Genomic DNA, 21,110 nt, shown 5'->3' on the forward strand with positions numbered 1-21,110 from the left:
AATTCGCATCCATGCGAATTGAGGGTCCCACACCCAACTCAGTTTTCCCTAAACAAGCTAACTTCTGTTGGCAGGATTTGTTACTTTTGGGCAGGAGGTTGGTTGCGATTTGAAACCTTCCAGCCGCATGGATGCGGCTGGGGAGCGCACACGGACGTGTTCACAGCGTGTTTCAAATCGCAACCAACTTCCGCTCACCACAAAAAGGAAAAAACATGACAAAGTATGCGCCACAACTTCGAGTACCGGCTACCTACATGCGTGGCGGTACTAGCAAGGGTGTGTTTTTTAACCTTATAGATTTGCCAGAAGCCGCGCAAAAACCGGGACCAGCCCGTGATGCGCTGCTTCTTCGGGTGATAGGTAGCCCAGACCCGTACGGTAAACAAACCGACGGTATGGGCGGTGCTACCTCTAGCACCAGTAAAACCGTGATTTTAAGTAAAAGCGAGCGTGAAGGTTACGATGTAGACTACTTGTTTGGCCAAGTTGCCATCGACAAGCCTTTCGTAGATTGGAGCGGTAACTGCGGTAACCTAACCGCGGCCGTTGGCGCTTTTGCCATTAGCAATGGATTGGTTGATGCCAGCAAAATTCCACAAAACGGTGTTGCTACGGTAAATATTTGGCAGGCCAATATCAACAAAGCGATTATTGCTAACGTGCCAATTACTGATGGTGAAGTACAGGAAACTGGCGATTTTGAGCTTGATGGTGTGACCTTTCCTGCTGCAGAAGTCGAGGTCGCATTTGTGGACCCTGCCGATGGCGAGGGCGCGATATTCCCAACTGGACGTTTAGTCGACACCTTGGAAGTGCCGGGCGTTGGTAGCTTGCAGGCCACCATGATCAACGCAGGTATCCCTACTATTTTTATCAACGCTGAAGATATCGGTTACACAGGAACCGAACTTCAAGATGATATAAATAGTGATGCCGAAGCACTTGGGAAATTTGAAGCTATTCGTGCACATGGCGCTGTGCAAATGGGTTTGATAAAAGATATTGGCGAAGCTGCAACGCGCCAACATACCCCCAAAGTGGCTTTTGTAGCACCGCCTAAAGGCTACAAAGCGTCTAGCGGCAAAGACATATTGGGCTCAGATATTGATGTACTCGTTCGCGCCCTGTCTATGGGTAAACTGCACCATGCGATGATGGGCACGGCAGCCGTTGCTATAGCTGCAGCAGCCGCTATTCCCGGCACGCTGGTTAATCTAGCGGCAGGTGGGGAGAACAGAGAGTCGGTTACCTTTGGCCATCCCTCTGGTACTTTACGGGTTGGCGCGAAAGCGACTTTTGATAATAACCAATGGCATATTCAACAAGCTGTCATGAGCCGAAGTGCACGAGTTTTAATGGAAGGCTTTGTTCGCGTCCCCGTTGAGCAAAGTTAATACAACCTAGTGATTCCACTTTACCAATTGATTTAGACATAAGTATGAAACGCCCTCTGTAAGAGGGCTTTTTTTTCTTTTATTGGTTATTATCAAAGCTAAGATATTAAGAGTAGATCACATGTATAAAGTTCTTGTAGTAGAAGACAGCTCGACTGTCCGAAAGATAGTTAATAAACTTATTGAGGATAATCCTCACTTTACGTGTGATCTGTGTGAAGATCTGGCTGAGGCGAAAAGTGCTCTTGAAAGTGACAATGAATATTTAGCGGCTATTGTTGATTTAAACCTTCCCGATGCGCCTAACGGAGAAAGCGTTGAGTTAGCCCTTTCTTATAACTTACCAACGATTGTATTGACTGGTAATTTCGATGAGTTCACCCGCGCACAATTGCTCGATCAAGGGGTATTAGACTACATAACCAAAGAGTCTCGCTATTCATACCTTCAAGTTTCTAAACTTGTGGATCGCTTAAGAAAGAACTTAACCACAAAAGTACTCGTGGTAGAAGATTCAAAAACCAGCCGTAACCACATTTGCTCGTTACTCCGTAAATTTCAATTTCAGGTGCACGAAGCCAACGATGGTTTAGAAGCGCTGGAAGTGCTAGATAACCATCGAGATATTAAAATGGTCATTGCTGACCACCGTATGCCTAATATGGATGGTTATGAGCTTGTTAGGACAATTCGTCATGAGAAACGCTTACAAGATTTGGTTTTCATCGGTCTGTCAGCTTCCGGTGACAGCGTTTTAACTTCTAAGTTTATCAAGAGCGGCGCTAACGATTTTCTTTCTAAGCCTTTTTATCACGAAGAATTCTACTGCCGAATCATGCAGAACCTTGAGTCTCAGGAAATGATTCAAACTATTCGCAATTCGGCTAATTTAGATCCGCTAACCAAGGTCTACAATCGTCGCTTTCTTTATGAGAAAGCAAACGAGCTCTTCTCGCGCGAGGCCACGAGAAGCAATGTGATTGTTTCCATGATTGATGCTGATAATTTTAAAGGCGTCAATGATACCTACGGACACAAAACCGGTGACGTGCTTTTACAAGAGTTCTCGGCCTTGATGAAGGACTATTTCCCAGACGATCTTATTGTGCGTTACGGGGGAGAGGAGTTCACGGTGGTGTCAGTGAGACCGCCCAAAGTTTACCTTTCTGCGCTCTCTGCATTTATGGATGCAGTTCGCACAACTCAATTCACCAGTCACAAATTCAACATTACCTGTAGTATTGGCGTTTGCGCTGAAGAACACCCGTGCTTAGAGTCACAATTAGAGGTAGCTGATGCCCGTTTATACAATGCGAAACGCGCAGGCCGAGATCAAATAATGCTCAGGGATACCGAAAAACAAGCGTCTTAGTCTGAAAGTGAAACGGTTAAAAACTAACAAACTATCGAAGCCAGTCAGGCAGCAAATAGCAGACTACAATCAGTAGACCAAAATAACTGAATAATAAGACTGCTATTGCTTTATCAAAATGGAAAGGTTTCCTTCTTGCGACAGCGTGATTTACAGGTCGACGTTCATCGGTTTTCGAAGTCATAGCTAATAGAACTGCGGGAATGACCGTACTGAGAAAACCTGTTACGTTCCACCAAAACCAAAATACATTTTCTATAAAAAACGCAAAGGTTAAGTTTGTTGCAACACCGCAGAAAAGCGCAATATTGACCTGCTTGGCATTCACTCGGCGGGTTAACATTCCTAAAAGGAATACCGCTAAAACAGGCCCAAAGAATACAGATCCAACTTTGTTTACCGCTTCTATTACCGTAGGAGCGATGTCTCCGGCGTTAAATGAAAGCAACAAAATGATACAACCCCAAGCTAGTCCTGCAATTTTAGCGTGTACAAGATTGTGATTCGATTTTTCTCCATTGTGAGTGAGTTTAAAATAATCCTCTAAAGACACTGCTGATAGAGAATTAATAGCTGAGCTTAACGAAGACATCGCGGCAGCAAGAATGGCTACCACAAGTAAGCCTATTAAGCCATGTGGCAGGTAATTTAGAATAAATATTGGCATTAGCCAGTCTGGGTTACTTTTTGGTATCTGAGATAACAATTGTGGGTCGTTAAATGCCAATGTACCGACGATGAGTCCCGCAAAACAATAAAGTAAGGTTATTGGAAATCTCAACACCCCGTTAGCCACCATCATCTTTTTCAAATCACTTTCTGATCGGGCAGATAGCGCTCTTTGTGCTTCAGATTGGTCGCATCCGTAATATGATGCATATAAAACGATACCGCCGAGTACCATGGGAAGGAATCCGAAACCATCACCGTCGAAACCTAATGATGAATAATTAATGGTAGTTAAACGTTCATTGGGCAGCAACTGTATGAATGACTCCCACCCTCCAAGAGAAAAAAGCGCAAATGCTATACAAATAACAGTGCCTAATACGATAACCACCATTTGAACAGAATCACCATAAACCACTGCTTTCATTCCGCCCTGAAGAGAGTATAAGACGGTGATGACACCAATTAACATAATTGCTTGCCAAGGGGCTATTTCCATCGTGCCTTGCAAGATAATTGAAAGCGCATATACCATTATCCCAGTAGCGAAAGCTCTGCTAATTTGAAAAACCACGCTGATACATATTCTGGTAGAGGTAGAAAAGCGCTTCTCAAGGTAGTCGTAAATACTGACGACACCACTGCGATAAAGAGTAGGGAGTACAGTAGTAAGTAGAAGAAGCATTGCTAGGGGAATAGCAAGCTCATAGGAAAGCCAAATGAGGCCTCCGCCTTCTCGAAAGCCTACAAATGCGGGGGCAGAGATAAAACTTACAGCAGATAACTGTGTAGCCATTACTGAAAGCAGAAGCGGCTTCCAGCCTAAACTTCTACCGGCAAGAAAATAATCCTGCTTTGTTTGCTGCCCTCTTAATCGAAAACCAATGGCGAGCAAAGTAACAAGGTAAATCGCGATAACACTGTAATCAAGAATATCCATATAATCTTAGAGTTAGGTAGCCTTTCTACTACCTTTACATAAACGTTCAGCGTTTGCACAAAAAATACCACCAATTACATCCAAGACTTTCGCGTAGACTCAACTTCGAACAACACGTTATTTGCAAGCGTAAAGACATATTGTTCAGGTAAAAAAGGAACAGTTACAGCGCCAGACGCCAGCACAAACTTAATTGTTGCTAGCTTCCTTCTCTTCATGAACACACTTTGCTTTACGATGACCTGCTGCACCTTGTGAGGTTCGAAACACTGATAGTCAATTCCAATCCGACCGCTTCTTATATACACGTATTTATTGTCGTAAGAGATTCCCCACCGCCACCACCTTAACGTGAGCAATAGTCCAATTACGCTATAAATAACCAACGCCCCCACAACGATATCTAAATGAAGGGATATGGCGCCAATAGCAAAGAAAACTAAGAAGGGGATGGACCAAACAGCAAGCAGCCAATGCTGAATAAATCGCTTACTAATAACCTGATACGACTGGCCCTTTAAATCGCAACCTGGCATCACTTCTTGGCTTAGTTCAATAGCCTCGGTTTCGGTAACTGACGGCACAATGAGCTTATTAGGCGACATCAACTCTTGCACTTGCTGACTTGCGGTAGAGTTTTGCTCGAAGTATAAATTTACCCGTTTTAGTATTTTATCTAACCAGTCTTGTTTCGCGGTGATCATCTGAATGCGCGATGAACGCATGCTAACTTCCAGCTTATTTAAAAGTCCGCTGCGGCGAATATACCTGTCCTCAGCGCGAGAAAGGGTGTAGCCATAGAACGTAAATAAAGCACCGCCTACGCTTAATAGTGCAACTAACGCCATTAACATCATTAGCAGCACAAAGGCATACAGCCCAAATTGCCACCACGCAACGGTTTGCTCACCCACCAGTTGATTAAGCTGTAGCCCTTTATCAGCAAGCCACTCAGACACTATACCAAAGAGATCATCGTAAAACGGAGCGGCGACACCCAGAATGATCCATACGCGGTTGTTGGTAATGCCGTGAATAATAATATCTTTAACTGAACGACGATTTAACACCTCTTCTGTGGCATCATTCCTATGCTCAGCGCTTGCCAAGATGGGAACTTCAGCCCCTGACATGCTTCTACCCTCACTATCACCATAGCTAATCGTTCGTTCAGGGCTTGGCGAATCGTGCGCTTTTTTCTCGTACAGTACTTGTTTTTTAAGCGCTTCAGCATAGGATTCAGGCACAGCAACTATCTTAGCTTCTTCCTTGCCACTGCCTGCGGTATCCAACACCACCAGTGCATATCCGAATGGGCGATAATAGAAGGGGCGTTCAATTTTCACATTTTGAATTCGCCATAACGGTAAGTTGGTATAGCGACGCTGAAACACGCCATGATGTATTTCTACATGCTGCTTATGCACCCGAAACTTGTACATTAGGAAACTAATGACGCCGCTCCCTCCCGTAGAAAGTAGCAAAAAGCCAGCAACGGCTAATACTTCTGGCGAGAAAAGGTTGTCCCAAATATTAAAGGATACGGCCAACGCTGGTACCGCGTATATCAATCCCTGCCCTGCGTTACTGATATTACGTACCGTAAAATATAAAATGGATATAAGTGCAAGGCGCTGCCATTCGCCCCCCGTCTCTACTTTAACATTCGGTTGTGACACCGCAGAGGATACCGGCTCAGACATTAGCGAGCTCCTATATCCTTGTGTGCTAAAATAAATTCCCGTAGCTGTTCCGCTTTGTCCAACGTAAGCCCTGGTATCTCAAAGGTGTGCATTTCTCCACCGGCTGAAAACACTTGTAAAGAAGCAAGCCCAGCCCATCTATCTAACGGCCCTCTATTTACTTCAACGTGCTGAACGCGCAAAATAGGTTGGCAAGAAAGTTTGCGAAAAATGAGCCCTGATTGTTTACTGATGTCCTGCTCTCTTATTGCATAGAATATTCGGACATCTGCAAAAACGTGGTAGAGCGCCCAGATAGTCGCTAAAGCAATGATAGCCGTAACAATGTATGGGTAGGCCTTCAGTAAATCCTCAGGTATCGACCAAAATGGTTGGTATTCAAGCCCAGTAGCAATGCTTAGTAAAACAAGCGCAATTAGCCCAATGAAGAAAATATTGATAGCACGGTACTTTTTAGAAATTGGCAATAACGCTAACGTTTGAAGGTTAGGAATATCTTCTACATTAAGCTGGTTATTTGAAAACACGGGATTTTGAGCCGTACTTTGAACGCTATCTGTCATAACAATAATTCCTTTTACCTTGATTAAAACGCGCAGAAATAACCTACGCGTTTCAATGAAAGACTAATAACAAAAAAGAGGGCGAACCCTCTTTTCTTTAAATGCTAACGGGCCTACAGCCGCTTAGTCATCGACTTGCTGTTCGTTCAACCAATCGTGTAGGGCCTTCATGTCGTGTTGAACTGCCATTTGCAATTCTTCCACCCAATCATGCACGTTCTCCCACCATGTAGGGTGGTCACCTTGTTGAATTTGGTTAGCAATACGCTGAACGCGAGCTAAGCCCACAGAGCCAGCGGCCCCCTTTATTTTATGGGCTTGAGAGCACACTTCTGACTTTTCGTCCGCACTTAAGCTGAGCTGCAGTATTTCCATGTACTCGGGCATTTTTTTCTTGGAAAACTTTAACACTCGCGCGTACCATTTCGTCCCCTATTGTATCTACCAACATCTGCAATAAGTCCATATCTAAAATGTTACTTAATGTTTTGGTTGGCTCAGGGCGCTCTACTTCACCGTCTACCTCAAGCGGCGCTGGCGGTGCGTGGAACAGGTCGTTAAACACTTCAATGACACGAGATTTTTTGATGGGTTTAGCGATGACATCGTCCATCCCGTTTTCAAGATACTCGTCGCGCTTTTTAATCACGTTAGCCGTTAATGCCACAATAGGCGTCTGCATGACCAAATCTTCTTCAATCAAAGTACTCGCCACGTCAAAGCCCGTCATATCTGGCAATTGAATATCAAGTAAAATAAGGTCGTATTGATTAGCTCTTGCTTTATCAATCGCCTCTTGACCCGTCATAGCGACATCCACTTTTTGACCCAGCTTTTCAAGCAACGCTTTAGCCACCATTACGTTCAGCTCGATATCTTCTACCAGTAAGATATTTAACCCTGTAACTTGAAGCTGCGCCACTTTCATTGGGCTATTAGAAATTTGTACTGGCAGTACAATCTCAAAACGGGTGCCTTTACCCTCTTTACTCGAAACGTGAATTTCGCCGTTCATTAAATCGACCATTTGCTTACAAATGGCCAAGCCAATGCCTGTTCCCGTAGCCGACTGATGATCCGGGTGGTCTACCTGGTAGTACATAGCAAAAATTTTATCAATTTCGCTTTCAGGAATACCAACACCTGTATCTTCAATAACAAAGGTGACGTAGGCCTTGTCACCATCGGGTTTAGTCGATGACACCGATAAACTCACATGGCCTTTTTGCGTGAACTTCACCGCATTAAACAATATATTCCAGAGTATTTGGCGAAGGCGTGTCCCGTCTATTTCAACGAGACGTGGCAGCGGTTCATTAATACTGGTTTTAAGCTCTAGCTGCTTATCTGCAGCTAGTAAGCGGATAATACTGCTAAGTTCTTCAGTGAAGTCTTTGAGCGAGATTGTTTTAAGGCTTAATTCAAGTTTGTCCCTATCTAACTTATCAAGGTCGATAATGTCATTGAAAATATTGCCCAAAGTAATCGCACTTGCATAAATAGTGCTTACCCAGCTGAACTGCTCATCTGACAATTCTGTGTCGCGCAACATTCGGCTTAAGCCCACAATACCGTTTAGCGGCGTGCGAAGCTCGTGACTAATCGTGGCAATAAAACGGGTTTTGTCAGTACTGGCTTTAGCAGCGGCATTTTCGGCTTGTTTGCGTTCCGTCATGTCTCGACCAAACGACAATAACCCCAAACGATTGCCTTCTTTGTCGAAGAAAGGAACGCGCTTCATTTCGAAGTAGCGTCGGCGGCCATCGGCGAAGCGCAGCCATAACTCTTCCGTAATACTAGCGTTGGTTTCGAGTACCTCGTGATCACTGGCAACAATTTGTCGGGCCAGTTCTTCTTCGTACACGTCTTTAGGGGTTAACCCCAGAAGCTCTTGCTCAGTTTTCCCCGTCATTAACTCTGCAATACGGTTACAACCTGCAAAACGGCCCTCTTCGTTGCGGTAGTAAATGAGGTCGGGAGAGGCATCAATAATTGAACGCAATAAAGTAGATAAGCGGCGTGCTTGTGCCTCTTGCTCTGACTTGTCTTGAATCTCTCTTTCTAAGTCTTTGAACAGCGCTTCGCGCTCTTCTTGCGCCTGTTTCCTCTGCTCAATCTCGTGATTAAGCTGGCGAATATTACTTTGAAGTTCTCGATTAAGGAAAACATCCTCTTCGCGCAAGCTCTCCAGTTGACTCACTACTTCTTTAAGATTGGTACGTGAGTTTTCTAACTGTTTAATTAACTCACTAAAGAAATACAGCACCCACGGTGCCGACAGCATAGTTAGAATAACTGCGCTGATGAAGTCATCAGGTTGAACTTGGCTGCCCATGCTAACGCGAATTACGTATGAGCCGCCTAGCGTAAATACAAGCGAAAGAACAACAAATAGTATGCTGAGCTTTAGCGTGCCGAAACGCTGCACAAATTGAGCAAAACGAATTGCCCAAGAATCGTTGGGTGAATCTGAATGCATGTACGTCTAATATAAGCTTATTTTGCCTTTATCCTATCAGGCTTTCACCACTACGGGAATGCGTTAAACACGCTAACTGTAACCTCATAACGTAACGCTACGTTTTAAACGGCGACTTTTCTGTAATCTCATTAATATAACGGGTGTTAACCCAACCTACTTTTGTAAAGGAGACTTTCGCCCACTCTCCCTGCTTTTCTAGCACCTTTAATACTTCACCTTTGTGCAACCCATTTTCAATAAGAGGAAAAGAGACATTTGGCCCTTTACGCACATTGAGTGCGTTAGCACTTACGTTAGCCACGCGATTTACCGAGCTGGCAATATGTCGCGGCACGGCATCGTGCGCTTCTCTTTGTAAGCTGCCCGTATGGACACCGCTACTTTCCGTGTGCGTTTCGTCTTCACTTTTTCCAAGCAGTACCTGTTCTCTGATTTGGTGCATCGGAAATGCAGGGCCAGGGTCAACTTTACGCGAAGGCGCTATCTCATCGTGACCTACCACAACAGAAATTGGGTAGTGTTCGCAAAGCACTTTGCACAGGCTTATTGTGGAGGCAATCTGAATATCAGTATATTTATGCCAATAGCCTAAAACTGATTGGTTGGGGTGCTGTGCAGCTATCACTTCACTTTCTCCATAAACGTTCCCAAACCAGCTTTCATACGTGCCGTCGCCTCTAGGCTTTAGTTGCCCGGCATTATCTAGCTCTATTCCTATGGAGTATCTGTTTAGCCCGCTTCGCCCCTTGTAATGACTTTTGCCAGCGTGCCACCCTATTTTGTTGGTGGGCAACATTTGAACGATATCGCCGTTACGCCCTAAAGCGAAGTGCGCTGAAACACCACTTTCAGCATTAGTTAAGACGTTGACAGAGGAACCCAAACTACTTCCAGCAGTGAAATGAATGACAATGGTATCGGGAGCGCCAGTCTGAAACGCCCCAGAAGTATTCGGTGAAGCAGTAAATTTGACATTTTCACCAATGAGGCGGTGTTCGTATACATCAAATGAGAGCCTAGGGGTCGCGTGTAGGATAGTCATTCAATATTCCTTGTTGATTAGTTTGCACGCGCCTACAGTGAATTTTTATTCTTTTCATATCACTAGAGCGTACGCATTGTTTGCACTCTCAGCGTGCGTGGGCACACTGCGAGCTACAGGCTATGTTTTTACCTAGCCTCACATTTGAACAACTTTTAATCAATATAGCAAACAGCTTATATTTGTGGAACCATAACTTTACAATTTAATAAAAATACACAGCAAACCCACATTGACAACATAAAACAACGAAAATAAAGAATATTTATTCACCACTAAAACTCAAATGAGAACTAATATCATTTATGTACTGGTCAATTATTAATTTTCTCACTTGATAACATTTTTATTACAAACGTAAGCAGCGGGATATAAATGCCTGTATTTAAAGAAATTAAATATATTTATACAAAAACTATATAACGCTTACAATTTTAGCGTTTGATTTTAGTTTTCAATGTGGGTATTTTGTACGGCCCGCATGGCAATAATGCATAAAAATGCGGAAACGACTGGTATCCTCTAATAATAAATAAACGACAAGAAAGACGCATATTGCGAGCAATACCGCGCGCAAGCAAAAAAGACGTCTAACAATGTTGTGATACGCACACCTAGGCGCATCTACACGCAACGCATACCTTGCCCAGTCTTAAGGTTGAAGGAGTTAAGAGATGAGTTTATATAATCCCAATGATTCCCGGGACAACTGTGGGTTTGGCTTAATCGCTCACACTCACGGGGAAGCCAGTCATGAATTGGTAACCACTGCAATACACGGCCTTGACCGTATGCAGCATCGTGGCGGTATCGCCGCAGACGGGAAAACCGGTGACGGCTGTGGTTTATTACTACAGAAGCCGGATGCGTTCTTCCATGCAATCGCCGAAGAAAATGGCTGGAAACTCAGCAAAAAATACGGCGTGGGCATGATTTTCTTAAGTCAGGACCCTGTACTTGCGCAAGCCGCGCGTGAAGTACTTAATGAAGAACTTGAAAAAGAAACACTTTCAGTAGTGGGCTGGCGCGAAGTGCCTGTCGACCGCTCGGTACTGGGTGAGTTAGCGCTTACAGGCGTTCCACAAATTGAACAAGTATTTGTGAACGCACCAGCGGGCTGGAGAAAACGCGACCTTGAGCGTCGCTTATATATGATCCGTCGCCGTGCTGAAAAACGCCTTGAAGCAGATCCAGATTTTTACGTAGCGTGTTTATCAGGCTTGGTAACGATCTATAAAGGCTTGGTGATGCCAAAAGACTTGCCAGCCTTCTATCACGATCTTGCCGATGAGCGCATGCAAAGCGCGATCTGCGTTTTCCACCAGCGCTTCTCGACAAACACGTTACCACGCTGGCCGCTAGCTCAACCTTTCCGTTTCCTTGCGCATAATGGTGAAATTAACACCATTAAAGGCAACCGCGACTGGGCGATGGCACGTGCCGCTAAGTTTTCAACGCCGCTTATCCCCGACCTTAAAGATGCTGCACCTTTCGTAAATACTGAAGGTTCAGACTCATCGTCATTGGATAACATGCTGGAGCTATTCCTAGCCGGTGGTATGGATTTATTCCGTGCCATGCGCTTGCTTGTTCCACCAGCCTATCAAAACAACAAAACCATGGATGATGACCTTCGTGCATTCTACGAGTTCAACTCAATGCACATGGAACCATGGGATGGCCCTGCCGGTATCGTATTAACGAATGGCCGTCACGTAGCCTGTAACCTTGATAGAAACGGCTTGCGTCCAGCTCGCTATGTCATTACCAAAAATGGTTTTATTACTCTTGCCTCTGAAGTGGGTATTTGGGACTACGAGCAAGCTGACGTGATTGAGAAAGGCCGCGTAGGCCCAGGTGAAATGCTTGCTGTAGATACTTACACAGGCAAAATCTGGCGTTCTACGGAAATTGATGATGACCTTAAAGCTCGCCACCCATATAAAGAATGGTTAGATAAGCACATTCGTCGCCTTACGCCTATTGAGCAGCTTGATGCCTCGCTTATTGGTAAGCGCGTGTTTGACGACGATGCCATGGCGGTCTACCACAAGCTACACGCCTACAGCTACGAAGAAATTCAGCAAGTTGTAAAAGTACTCGCAAAAGATGGTCAAGAAGCCGTTGGCTCAATGGGTGACGATACGCCAATGGCGGTAATGTCATCGCGCCAGCGCACGGTTTATGATTATTTCCGTCAGCAGTTTGCCCAGGTAACCAACCCACCTATCGACCCACTGCGTGAAAACCACGTTATGTCGTTGGCAACCTGTATTGGCCGCGAGCAAAACGTATTTAGCGAAACATCGGGTTACGCTGACCGCGTGTTATTCGACTCGCCGGTATTAATGTATACCGACCTTAAACAATTGCGTGAATTTAACCCAGACAACTACTACTCAGAAGTAGTAGAACTTCAATACGCACCGCAAGAGGGCTTGAAGAAAGCCATTGAGCGCGTGTGTAACGAAGTGGAAATGCTGGTTAAGAATAAACGTGCTGCGTTTGTTATTCTGTCTGACAGAAACATCAAGCAAAACCGCTTGGTGATCCCAGCCGCGATGGCCGTGGGTGCGGTACAGCGACGACTGGTTGAAAAATCACTGCGCTGCGACGCGAACGTTGTTATAGAAACAGCGAGTGCCCGTGACCCGCATCACTTTGCCGTACTTATTGGCCTTGGTGCAACGGCGGTTTACCCATTCCTTGCCTATGAAACTATCGAGCAGCTTTGCGAAAAAGGCGAGTTAGATATTTCTCCTATGCAGGCTACGTTGAACTACCGTAAAGGTATCAACAAAGGCTTGTATAAGATCATGTCTAAGATGGGTATCAGTACAGTCGCGAGCTACCGTAGCTCTAAGCTCTTCGAAGCCGTGGGGATTAACAATGAAGTAATGAATCTTTGCTTCAAAGGCGTGACCTCACGTATTCAAGGCGCAGGCTTTGATGATTTCCACCAAGATCTCATCAACCTGAATCGCATTGCATGGCTTAAGCGTAAGTCTGTTGATCACGGTGGCTTACTTAAATATGTGCACGGTGGCGAATATCACGCCTATAACCCAGACGTAGTTAGCACGCTGCAAAAAGCGGTTGTGTCGGGTAACTATGACGACTACCAGCAATACGCCAAGCTTGTTAACGAGCGTGCCCCTGCACACATTCGCGACTTGCTGGCCATTAATCCAGACTGCGATCCTATTGATATTAGCGAAGTAGAAGCACCGGAGAACTTGTTCCCACGTTTCGATACTGCGGCTATGTCAATTGGTGCATTAAGCCCAGAAGCCCACGAAGCACTGGCTATTGCAATGAACCGTTTGGGCGGTCAGTCTAACTCGGGCGAAGGTGGCGAACACCCTTCTCGCTTTGGGACTGAAAAGAACTCTAAGATTAAGCAGGTTGCGTCAGGACGCTTCGGTGTGACACCTCACTATTTGGTTAACGCTAACGTTATTCAAATTAAAGTGGCGCAAGGTGCTAAACCGGGTGAAGGCGGTCAGCTTCCTGGTGATAAAGTGAATAAATACATCGCACAGCTTCGTTTCTCTGTGCCAGGTGTAACCCTTATTTCACCACCACCGCACCACGATATCTATTCAATTGAAGATTTGGCTCAGCTAATTTTCGATTTGAAGCAGGTTAACCCAACGGCGCTAATATCAGTAAAACTGGTATCTGAACCGGGTGTAGGTACTATCGCAACGGGCGTAGCAAAAGCCTATGCAGACCTTATTACCGTATCAGGGTACGACGGCGGAACAGGTGCAAGCCCATTAACGTCAGTTAAATATGCGGGTAGCCCGTTCGAACTAGGTCTTTCTGAAACGCAACAAGCCCTTATCGAAAACGGCCTACGTCATAAAGTACGCGTTCAAACCGACGGTGGTTTGAAAACTGGCCTTGATGTGGTTAAAGCGGGTATTTTAGGTGCCGAAAGCTTTGGCTTTGGTACTGGCCCAATGGTAGCACTAGGTTGTAAATACCTACGTATTTGCCACTTAAACAACTGTGCGACCGGTGTTGCAACCCAAGACCAAAAATTGCGTGATGATCACTTCATCGGCTTGCCTGACATGGTAATGAACTACTTTAAGTTTATTGCTCAGGAAGTACGTGAAATCATGGCATCTATGGGTGTTGCTAAGTTCGACGATCTTGTTGGCCGCACAGAGCTACTTAAAGTACTAGATGGCATTACTGCTAAGCAAAACCGTTTAGATCTATCGCCTCTACTTGCGCAGCCTAAGGCCGGTGAACATACCCGTTTGTTCTGTTCACAAACCACAAACGCGCCTATTGATAAGGGTGAGTTAAATGCACAGATGCTTAAAGATGCCCAGCAAGCAGTGGTAGACGGTGAGTCTATTACGCTTAAATACCCTGTACGCAATACCGACCGCTCTGTAGGCGCGTTGCTATCAGGTGAAATTGCTAAACATCACGGTAATCACGATTTTGAAGATACCCCAATCAAAGTTGAACTTACCGGTACGGCAGGTCAAAGCTTCGGTGTGTGGAACGCTGGCGGTTTACACATGCATCTTGAAGGCGATGCCAACGATTATGTAGGCAAAGGCATGACAGGCGGCAAGCTTGTTATCCACCCGCCGCGCGACATCTCTTATGATGCCCACGACAGTGCCATTATGGGTAATACCTGCCTATACGGCGCCACTGGCGGTAAGCTCTTTGCGGCAGGCCGTGCGGGCGAACGCTTTGGTGTACGTAACTCAGGCGCCATCGCGGTAGTTGAAGGTATCGGCGATAACGGCTGTGAATATATGACAGGCGGTATTGTAGCTGTACTTGGCCCAGTTGGCGTTAACTTCGGTGCCGGTATGACAGGTGGTTTTGCCTATCTTATGGATGATGGCGACGACCTTGATAACCGCGTAAACGCCGAACTCGTTGATGTTATGCCAATTGAAGATAAAGCGATTCTTGCTGAACACTTACGCGGCTTAATTAACCAGCACTACGAAGAAACCGGTAGCGATCACTCGTTGTCTCTGCTTACTGATTTCGCCGCAACGCTGAAACGCTTTAAGCTTATTAAGCCAAAAACCAGTGATGTGAAAAACTTGCTTGGTCACATCAGTCGTTCAAGTGCTGAATTACGCATTCAGGCTCAGTAGGAGGATTTAGTTTATGGCAAAGAACGTATATCAATTTGTCGACGTTGAACGTATCGATCCGCCGAAAAAGCCGATCATGGTACGTAAACAAGAGTTCGCGGAAATTTATCAACCGCTCAGCCAATCTCAAACCGAAGGCCAAGCAGACCGCTGCTTGGACTGCGGCAACCCGTATTGTGAATGGAAGTGCCCCGTGCACAACTACATTCCTCAGTGGTTAAGCTTGGCAAACGAAGGCCGTATTTTAGAAGCTGCGGAGCTTTCTCATAAAACCAACAGTTTGCCGGAAGTATGTGGTCGCGTATGTCCACAAGACAGACTGTGCGAAGGTGCGTGTACACTGAATGACGATTTTGGTGCGGTAACCATTGGTAGTATTGAGAAGTACATTACTGATACAGCCTTCAAAATGGGCTGGCGCCCAGATATGTCTGACGTGGTATGGACCGACAAGAAAGTCGCCATTGTTGGTGCAGGCCCAGCAGGGCTTGCGTGTGCTGACATATTAGTACGTAACGGCGTTAAACCTGTTGTTTACGATAAGTATGAAGAAATTGGCGGCCTACTCACGTTTGGTATTCCGTCTTTTAAATTAGAGAAAGACGTTATCAAGCTACGCCGCCAAATCTTTACCGAAATGGGCGTTGAGTTCGTACTTAACACCGAAATTGGAAAAGACATCCAGTTCCAGGACTTAATCGATAAGTACGACGCCGTTTTCTTGGGCATGGGTACGTACAAGTCTATGCAAGGTGGGTTCGACAATGAGCACGTAGAAGGGGTATACGATGCCCTCCCATTCCTTATTGCCAATACCAACCGCGTAATGGGCCTTGAAAAAGACCCAGCCGATTTTGTTGATATGAAAGGTAAGCGCGTTGTGGTGTTAGGTGGTGGTGATACCACCATGGACTGCGTGCGTACCTCTATTCGTCAGGAAGCGGCGCAGGTAACCTGTGCATATCGTCGTGACGAAGAAAGTATGCCGGGTTCACGCCGCGAAGTAGTTAACGCTAAAGAAGAAGGTGTTGAGTTTAAATTCAATCTTCAACCTTTGGACATCGCCGTTGATGAAAACGGAAAAGCCTGTGGCGTTAAGTTCGTTAAAACCGAGATGGGACCACCGGATGTTAACGGTCGCCGCCGTCCTGTTGAAGTAGAAGGTTCAGAACATGTTCTAGAGGCTGATGCGGTTATTATCGCGTTTGGTTTCCAACCGAGTCCTGCGCCATGGTTTGCCGACTTTGGCATTATGCTTGACGAAAAAGGCCGCGTTCGCGCACCTTCAGCAGGTAAGTTTGCATTCCAGACTTCGCACCCACAAGTGTTTGCGGGCGGTGATATGGTACGTGGCAGTGACTTGGTTGTGACCGCAATCGACGAAGGCCGTAAAGCCGCAGAAGGTATAATGGACTACATTGGCGTTTAAGCTACGCTAACAAGACCTTTGACAAAAGCTCGATAGCCCTGCTATCGAGCTTTTTTAGTTTTGGCTCACTCAGGAAATACGGAAAACGTCGATGGCATACGTTAATAGACCAAGGTTTAGTTGAACCGAAGGTGCGACGGCTCTACTATCGTACGAACAACAAAATATCATTACGTAATTGATAGAGCCGCCCCATGAAGAACGTCGACATAAAAACACTCACTCTTTGTTTTGCATTGAACTGTGCGGTGAGTAATGTGTGTTTTGCCGATACCATTTCGGTAGAAGCATCCTCGGTGAACGCGCCTGCTAAAGTACAAAGTTTGCCGACATCAGTGTCTAAACCTAATACTGTCTCTTGTCCTGCCCAATTTCAACAGGTGAAAATTGCCAGTGATGCTCGTCAATGCCAGTCGTTTGACGAAAGCATGACGGCGGTGATGGTGTATCACTCCCCCGCTGAGCCTGGTGCTCTGGTAAACCTTTATCAAACAGCGCATCCGGCCCTTAAGGCTCATTCTCCAGTAAACGGCCGTACCTTACTTTCTTCTAGCGATAAAGCCATTAGAGTCATTGTTAGCCCAGATAAAACAGGCTCTCAAGTGGATATCCTAGTCACATCAAAATCAAAGTAACTTGCGACTTTTTAAAATACCGATATAGATTGCTCATGTTGGCATCTGCTTTGCAATTTCATCAATAACAACACCATGACTACGCCAGGTGTCATTTTTCTGACACCTGCAGAGTTGCAAGAAGTACGCTAATTACTGATACATAAGCTAGTGCGCTTCACGTTGCTGTGCCTGTCATGGGCTTTAACTAATGATTTTTGCGAGGGTTACGATGGAATTGGCAATTATTCTAATGATGTTACTTATAGTCGTTGCGCTAGGTGCCATAAAGTTGTCAGACGGTGGTGTCGCATTTCCATTTAGGCGGAAGCCACAGCTATTTACACCAGTAGAAAACACCTTTTTAAACCTGATTGAACAGGCTATGGGAAAAGAGTTTCGGATAGTATGCCGCGTACGTCTTAACGACTTAGTGTCGGTTCGACAGTCGGCCAGCAAGAAAACGGCGAGCCAAGCCCTTAGCAGAGCGTCAAGCCGACATCTCGACTTTGTATTAGTAAACAAGCACGATATGAGCCCCGTCATGGCTATTGATCTTGTTCATAGCCAAGGTAAAGACGGCTACAAAACCCAAAAGGACTGGTTTGTAACCGGCGCGCTCGATGCGGCTGGCCTTCCTCACGCAAGAATAAAAGTGAAATCTGGTTATACCGTTGATGATATTCGCGAGTGCTTGGAAAACAAACTGATTCCTTATCGCCGTTTACAAAATAAAATGGCGCAGCTTCCTACTCATAACCCAGAGCCGCCTAAGCGCCCTACTCGCCCCGTGCGCTCGAGTAGACCTGCTGCGGCATAAAGTACTCGTCCCCACTTCCCCTAGCCTTTGTTGCTTTGCTATTTTCTTACTCTCTGTAGCAGCAACAAAGGCATTTTTCTGTCAGTTTTTCATATTTCCTTATACAATTACGTCAAACACATGCGTGTTCACGCAAAGAAACCCACAACACCGTCGGTAGAGTTATGAAAAAAATTGGTATTTTAGGTGCAATGGACGAAGAAGTAGCGCTACTTAAAGCGTCTCTTTGGAATGTGAAAGAAACAAAGTGGAAGCACCTTACGTTTTATGAAGGCACACTAAACAATATGGAAGTGGTGTTAGTAAAATGCGGTATTGGTAAAGTTGCTGCGGCTATCGCGACTACCGTACTTATTGAGCAATTTGCGCCAGATGCAGTCGTTAACACCGGATCCGCAGGTGGCTTCGACAAGAATTTAAACATTGGTGATTTAGTGATAGCAAGTCACGTTATTCACCACGATGCAGACCTTACCCATTTCGGTTACAAATTAGGGCAGTGTGCTGGCATGCCAGAGGATTTCCGCTGTGATACTCACTTAATGGAAACCGCGCGTACCGCGGCTGCAAGCATTGTCTCGCTGCAATCTACAACGGGTTTAATTTGTACCGGCGATGCGTTTATCGGTAGCGATGAAGCAGTGGCAGAACTACGTGAAAACTTCCCCGATATGAAAGCGGTAGAAATGGAAGGCGCAGCAATAGGCCAAACTTGTCACATGCTCGACACGCCGTTCCTTGTTATTCGCTCGCTGTCGGATATCGCAGGAAAAACGTCATCTGTAAGCTTTAAAGAGTATTTAGAGACTGCCGCTAAGCATTCAGCACAGCTTGTAATGGCAATGATAAAGGCCCTCGCTAAGTAAGATGACAAGCCTATTTAGCGACCCGCGTTTGCAGTCGCTACTCGTACTTTGGTTGGCTATCGCTGTCGACGCTTTATGGCGCTGGCCTCAAAGTACTCACCCTCTAACACTTATGCGATACCTTGTTCAGCAAATGGGGCGCAAAGTCGTCCCTTCTCGCGAGTACGGGCCTGGCCAGCACTATATTTCTGGCTCACTGGCTCCGTTGGTATTGTTAGCCCCACTGGTTATTTGTTTAGCCATCTTGGTATATATGGCTCAATACCCCGTTTTTTTTGAAGCGCTCATTCTTGTGGCGCTACTCGATTTTGGGTACCAGCGTCAGCAGTACAAAAAGGTACTGGCTAGCGTAGGTAGAAACAAAAAGTCACTTGCCCGAGAAATGGTGCAAACCATCACCGCCCGACAATGCCATTCGCTTACGGATATAGGTATCGCCAAAGCCGCTATAGAGTCGTTATGGCTGAAGTTTCTTTACCTTTATTGCGGTGTTATTTTTTATTTTGTCGTTACCGGGCCAATAGGCGCGCTGATATACCGCTTACTTCTTCTTACGTCTTGGCAGTGGCATTACCGAACTCCCAACATGGTTTTCTTTGCCCAACCCGTGCGCAAACTCATTTCAATACTGGTGGTACCTCCGGCGGTGATCGGCGGATTTATTACACTGCTGGTAAGTCACCCTTTAAAAGGCTTTCGTGCAATCAAGCATTCGCCGGTTAAAGATAAAACGTCGCTGTTACTTGCGCTTATGGGCGGAGTTCTTAACGTGAAACTTGGGGGCCCTGCAATGTATGCAAACAAAAAGTACCGATACACGCGCGTAGGAGGCGTTAACGACGTGAAGTACTCCCATATGTTAGCTGCAAAGAGCACGATTACCTATGCCATGATAGCGACATCCGCTTTCGCATCTTTAGCCATGTTGGGGCTGGCGCTTGTTTAACGTTGCTTTATTTATTAACTACTGTTTAAGGCAAAACAGCATGCGATCTGTATTTACACTTAGAGAGCCATAATAATGCGCTATCAATACATCACAATGAAACGAGGCAAGAGCGCTTTGCCATGCCGCATTTGTAGTTTTTGTCTTAAAAAAGCGCTGGCACTTGCCTTATTAGCTCTCACATTGTCGCTTACTTCAATAATGACGCACGCTGCACATTCAACCGCGACGGCGCAGGAAGTCACTGAACAGGCCCCCCAGCAACCTTTGAGAATTGTAAGTTTAGCTCCCCACCTAACTGAATGGGCCTTTAGTTTAGGTTTGGGTGATAATTTGGTTGGCGTAAGCGATTACAGTGACTACCCCGAACAGGCTAAAACCATACAGCGAGTCGCTGACTTCCAAGGCGCTGACATAGCACGCATAGTCGCACTTAAACCCGACTTAATTCTTGCTTGGGATGGAGGGAATAAACCGCAGGATATTCACAAACTTTCTTCCATGGGCCTTAAAGTATTTAAGAGTAAGGTTGAAAATATCGCAGACATCGCTAGCGAAATTAAGAAGCTTGGCGCTATCACCAACAGTCAGAAAAAAGCGTCGACCCTTGCCGATAATTTTATACAAAAGCTCACTGCGCTAAATCACGAGTATGCAAAAACAACATTAACACCTGTTTTTTATTATTCTTGGACTACGCCACTGATGACCGTTGGTCCAGACGCATGGGCAAATAAGTTACTACATGTGTGCGGCGCGCAAACCCTTTTTTATGACAGCCCTGTCGACTACCCACAGGTCGCATTAAAGGACGTGCTTACCCGACAACCTCAGGCACTGGTAGCCGCATCTAAAAGTGCACGAGCAGACCTTGAAGGCTTTTGGGCAGATCACCGCAGCTTTTTAAACGCACCTTTAATTGTAGTAAACCCTGATATTACCAGTCGATTTTCACTGCGATTAATAAATGAACTAAAACTGCTTTGTGAAGGTATAAATTGACGTTCTCGCGCGTTATACTTAAGTCTAGGTAATGGCAGCTTGTGCTCACAAAAGCACGCTATGTTGCAAAAGCATTCGGGGTGCTATGCGCCCATTGTACAAAGCGAATGTTTAAAGGTTCAAT

General features: G+C 45.6%; 13 protein-coding genes and 1 pseudogene. 9 read left to right on the forward strand and 5 right to left on the reverse strand.

What is annotated here, in order from left to right; translation table 11 throughout:
- Positions 1-215: 215 nt before the first annotated feature.
- Both prpF and ACX5J7_RS13450 read left to right on the forward strand, forming a co-directional pair.
- Positions 216-1,397, forward strand: coding sequence for a 2-methylaconitate cis-trans isomerase PrpF (gene prpF, locus ACX5J7_RS13445; protein ID WP_498707325.1), 1,182 nt, complete (start codon positions 216-218; stop codon positions 1,395-1,397).
- A gap of 121 nt (positions 1,398-1,518) precedes the next feature.
- The gene (locus tag ACX5J7_RS13450; protein WP_474375897.1) at positions 1,519-2,769 is read left to right on the forward strand and encodes a response regulator; all 1,251 of its coding nucleotides are present in this window, start codon (positions 1,519-1,521) and stop codon (positions 2,767-2,769) included.
- Between the two features lie 31 nt (positions 2,770-2,800).
- Here the strand turns inward: ACX5J7_RS13450 and ACX5J7_RS13455 are convergent, their stop codons facing one another.
- The 5 genes and pseudogenes from ACX5J7_RS13455 to ACX5J7_RS13475 all read right to left on the reverse strand — a co-directional run bounded on the left by ACX5J7_RS13455 (position 2,801) and on the right by ACX5J7_RS13475 (position 10,168).
- Complete coding sequence (locus ACX5J7_RS13455; protein WP_474375898.1) at positions 2,801-4,378, reverse strand: sodium:solute symporter family transporter; 1,578 nt, start codon at positions 4,376-4,378, stop codon at positions 2,801-2,803.
- A gap of 74 nt (positions 4,379-4,452) precedes the next feature.
- Complete coding sequence (locus tag ACX5J7_RS13460; protein WP_024016826.1) at positions 4,453-6,081, reverse strand: PH domain-containing protein; 1,629 nt, start codon at positions 6,079-6,081, stop codon at positions 4,453-4,455.
- Positions 6,081-6,644 carry a PH domain-containing protein gene (locus tag ACX5J7_RS13465; RefSeq protein WP_474375899.1) on the reverse strand — a complete coding sequence of 188 codons (564 nt, stop codon included), beginning with the start codon at positions 6,642-6,644 and terminating at the stop codon, positions 6,081-6,083. The genes ACX5J7_RS13460 and ACX5J7_RS13465 overlap by 1 nt, the downstream gene beginning before the upstream one ends.
- A gap of 123 nt (positions 6,645-6,767) precedes the next feature.
- Positions 6,768-9,123, reverse strand: a pseudogene (gene arcB / locus ACX5J7_RS13470) (aerobic respiration two-component sensor histidine kinase ArcB).
- A gap of 97 nt (positions 9,124-9,220) precedes the next feature.
- Entirely contained in the window at positions 9,221-10,168 is a 948-nt protein-coding gene (locus ACX5J7_RS13475; protein ID WP_278382950.1) for an N-acetylmuramoyl-L-alanine amidase, read from the reverse strand.
- A 674-nt stretch (positions 10,169-10,842) separates the two neighbouring features.
- Here ACX5J7_RS13475 and gltB point away from each other — a divergent pair.
- The 7 genes from gltB to ACX5J7_RS13510 all read left to right on the forward strand — a co-directional run bounded on the left by gltB (position 10,843) and on the right by ACX5J7_RS13510 (position 20,986).
- Positions 10,843-15,309: a glutamate synthase large subunit gene (gene gltB / locus ACX5J7_RS13480; protein ID WP_024016829.1), complete on the forward strand. Its 4,467-nt coding sequence runs from the start codon at positions 10,843-10,845 to the stop codon at positions 15,307-15,309.
- Between the two features lie 13 nt (positions 15,310-15,322).
- A complete protein-coding gene (locus ACX5J7_RS13485; protein ID WP_012519580.1) occupies positions 15,323-16,738 on the forward strand; it encodes an FAD-dependent oxidoreductase in 1,416 nt (471 codons plus the stop codon).
- A gap of 194 nt (positions 16,739-16,932) precedes the next feature.
- On the forward strand, positions 16,933-17,373 hold the full coding sequence (locus ACX5J7_RS13490) for a hypothetical protein (protein ID WP_015067892.1): 441 nt from the start codon (positions 16,933-16,935) through the stop codon (positions 17,371-17,373).
- A gap of 211 nt (positions 17,374-17,584) precedes the next feature.
- Positions 17,585-18,172, forward strand: coding sequence for a DUF2726 domain-containing protein (locus tag ACX5J7_RS13495; RefSeq protein ID WP_012519582.1), 588 nt, complete (start codon positions 17,585-17,587; stop codon positions 18,170-18,172).
- A 164-nt stretch (positions 18,173-18,336) separates the two neighbouring features.
- Positions 18,337-19,038: a 5'-methylthioadenosine/adenosylhomocysteine nucleosidase gene (locus ACX5J7_RS13500; protein WP_498707326.1), complete on the forward strand. Its 702-nt coding sequence runs from the start codon at positions 18,337-18,339 to the stop codon at positions 19,036-19,038.
- A gap of 1 nt (position 19,039) precedes the next feature.
- Complete coding sequence (locus ACX5J7_RS13505) at positions 19,040-19,984, forward strand: cobalamin biosynthesis protein CobD/CbiB (protein WP_012519584.1); 945 nt, start codon at positions 19,040-19,042, stop codon at positions 19,982-19,984.
- Positions 19,985-20,059: 75 nt separating this feature from the next.
- Entirely contained in the window at positions 20,060-20,986 is a 927-nt protein-coding gene (locus tag ACX5J7_RS13510; protein WP_012519585.1) for a cobalamin-binding protein, read from the forward strand.
- Positions 20,987-21,110 lie beyond the last annotated feature (124 nt).

The organism is Alteromonas infernus (assembly GCF_902705815.1).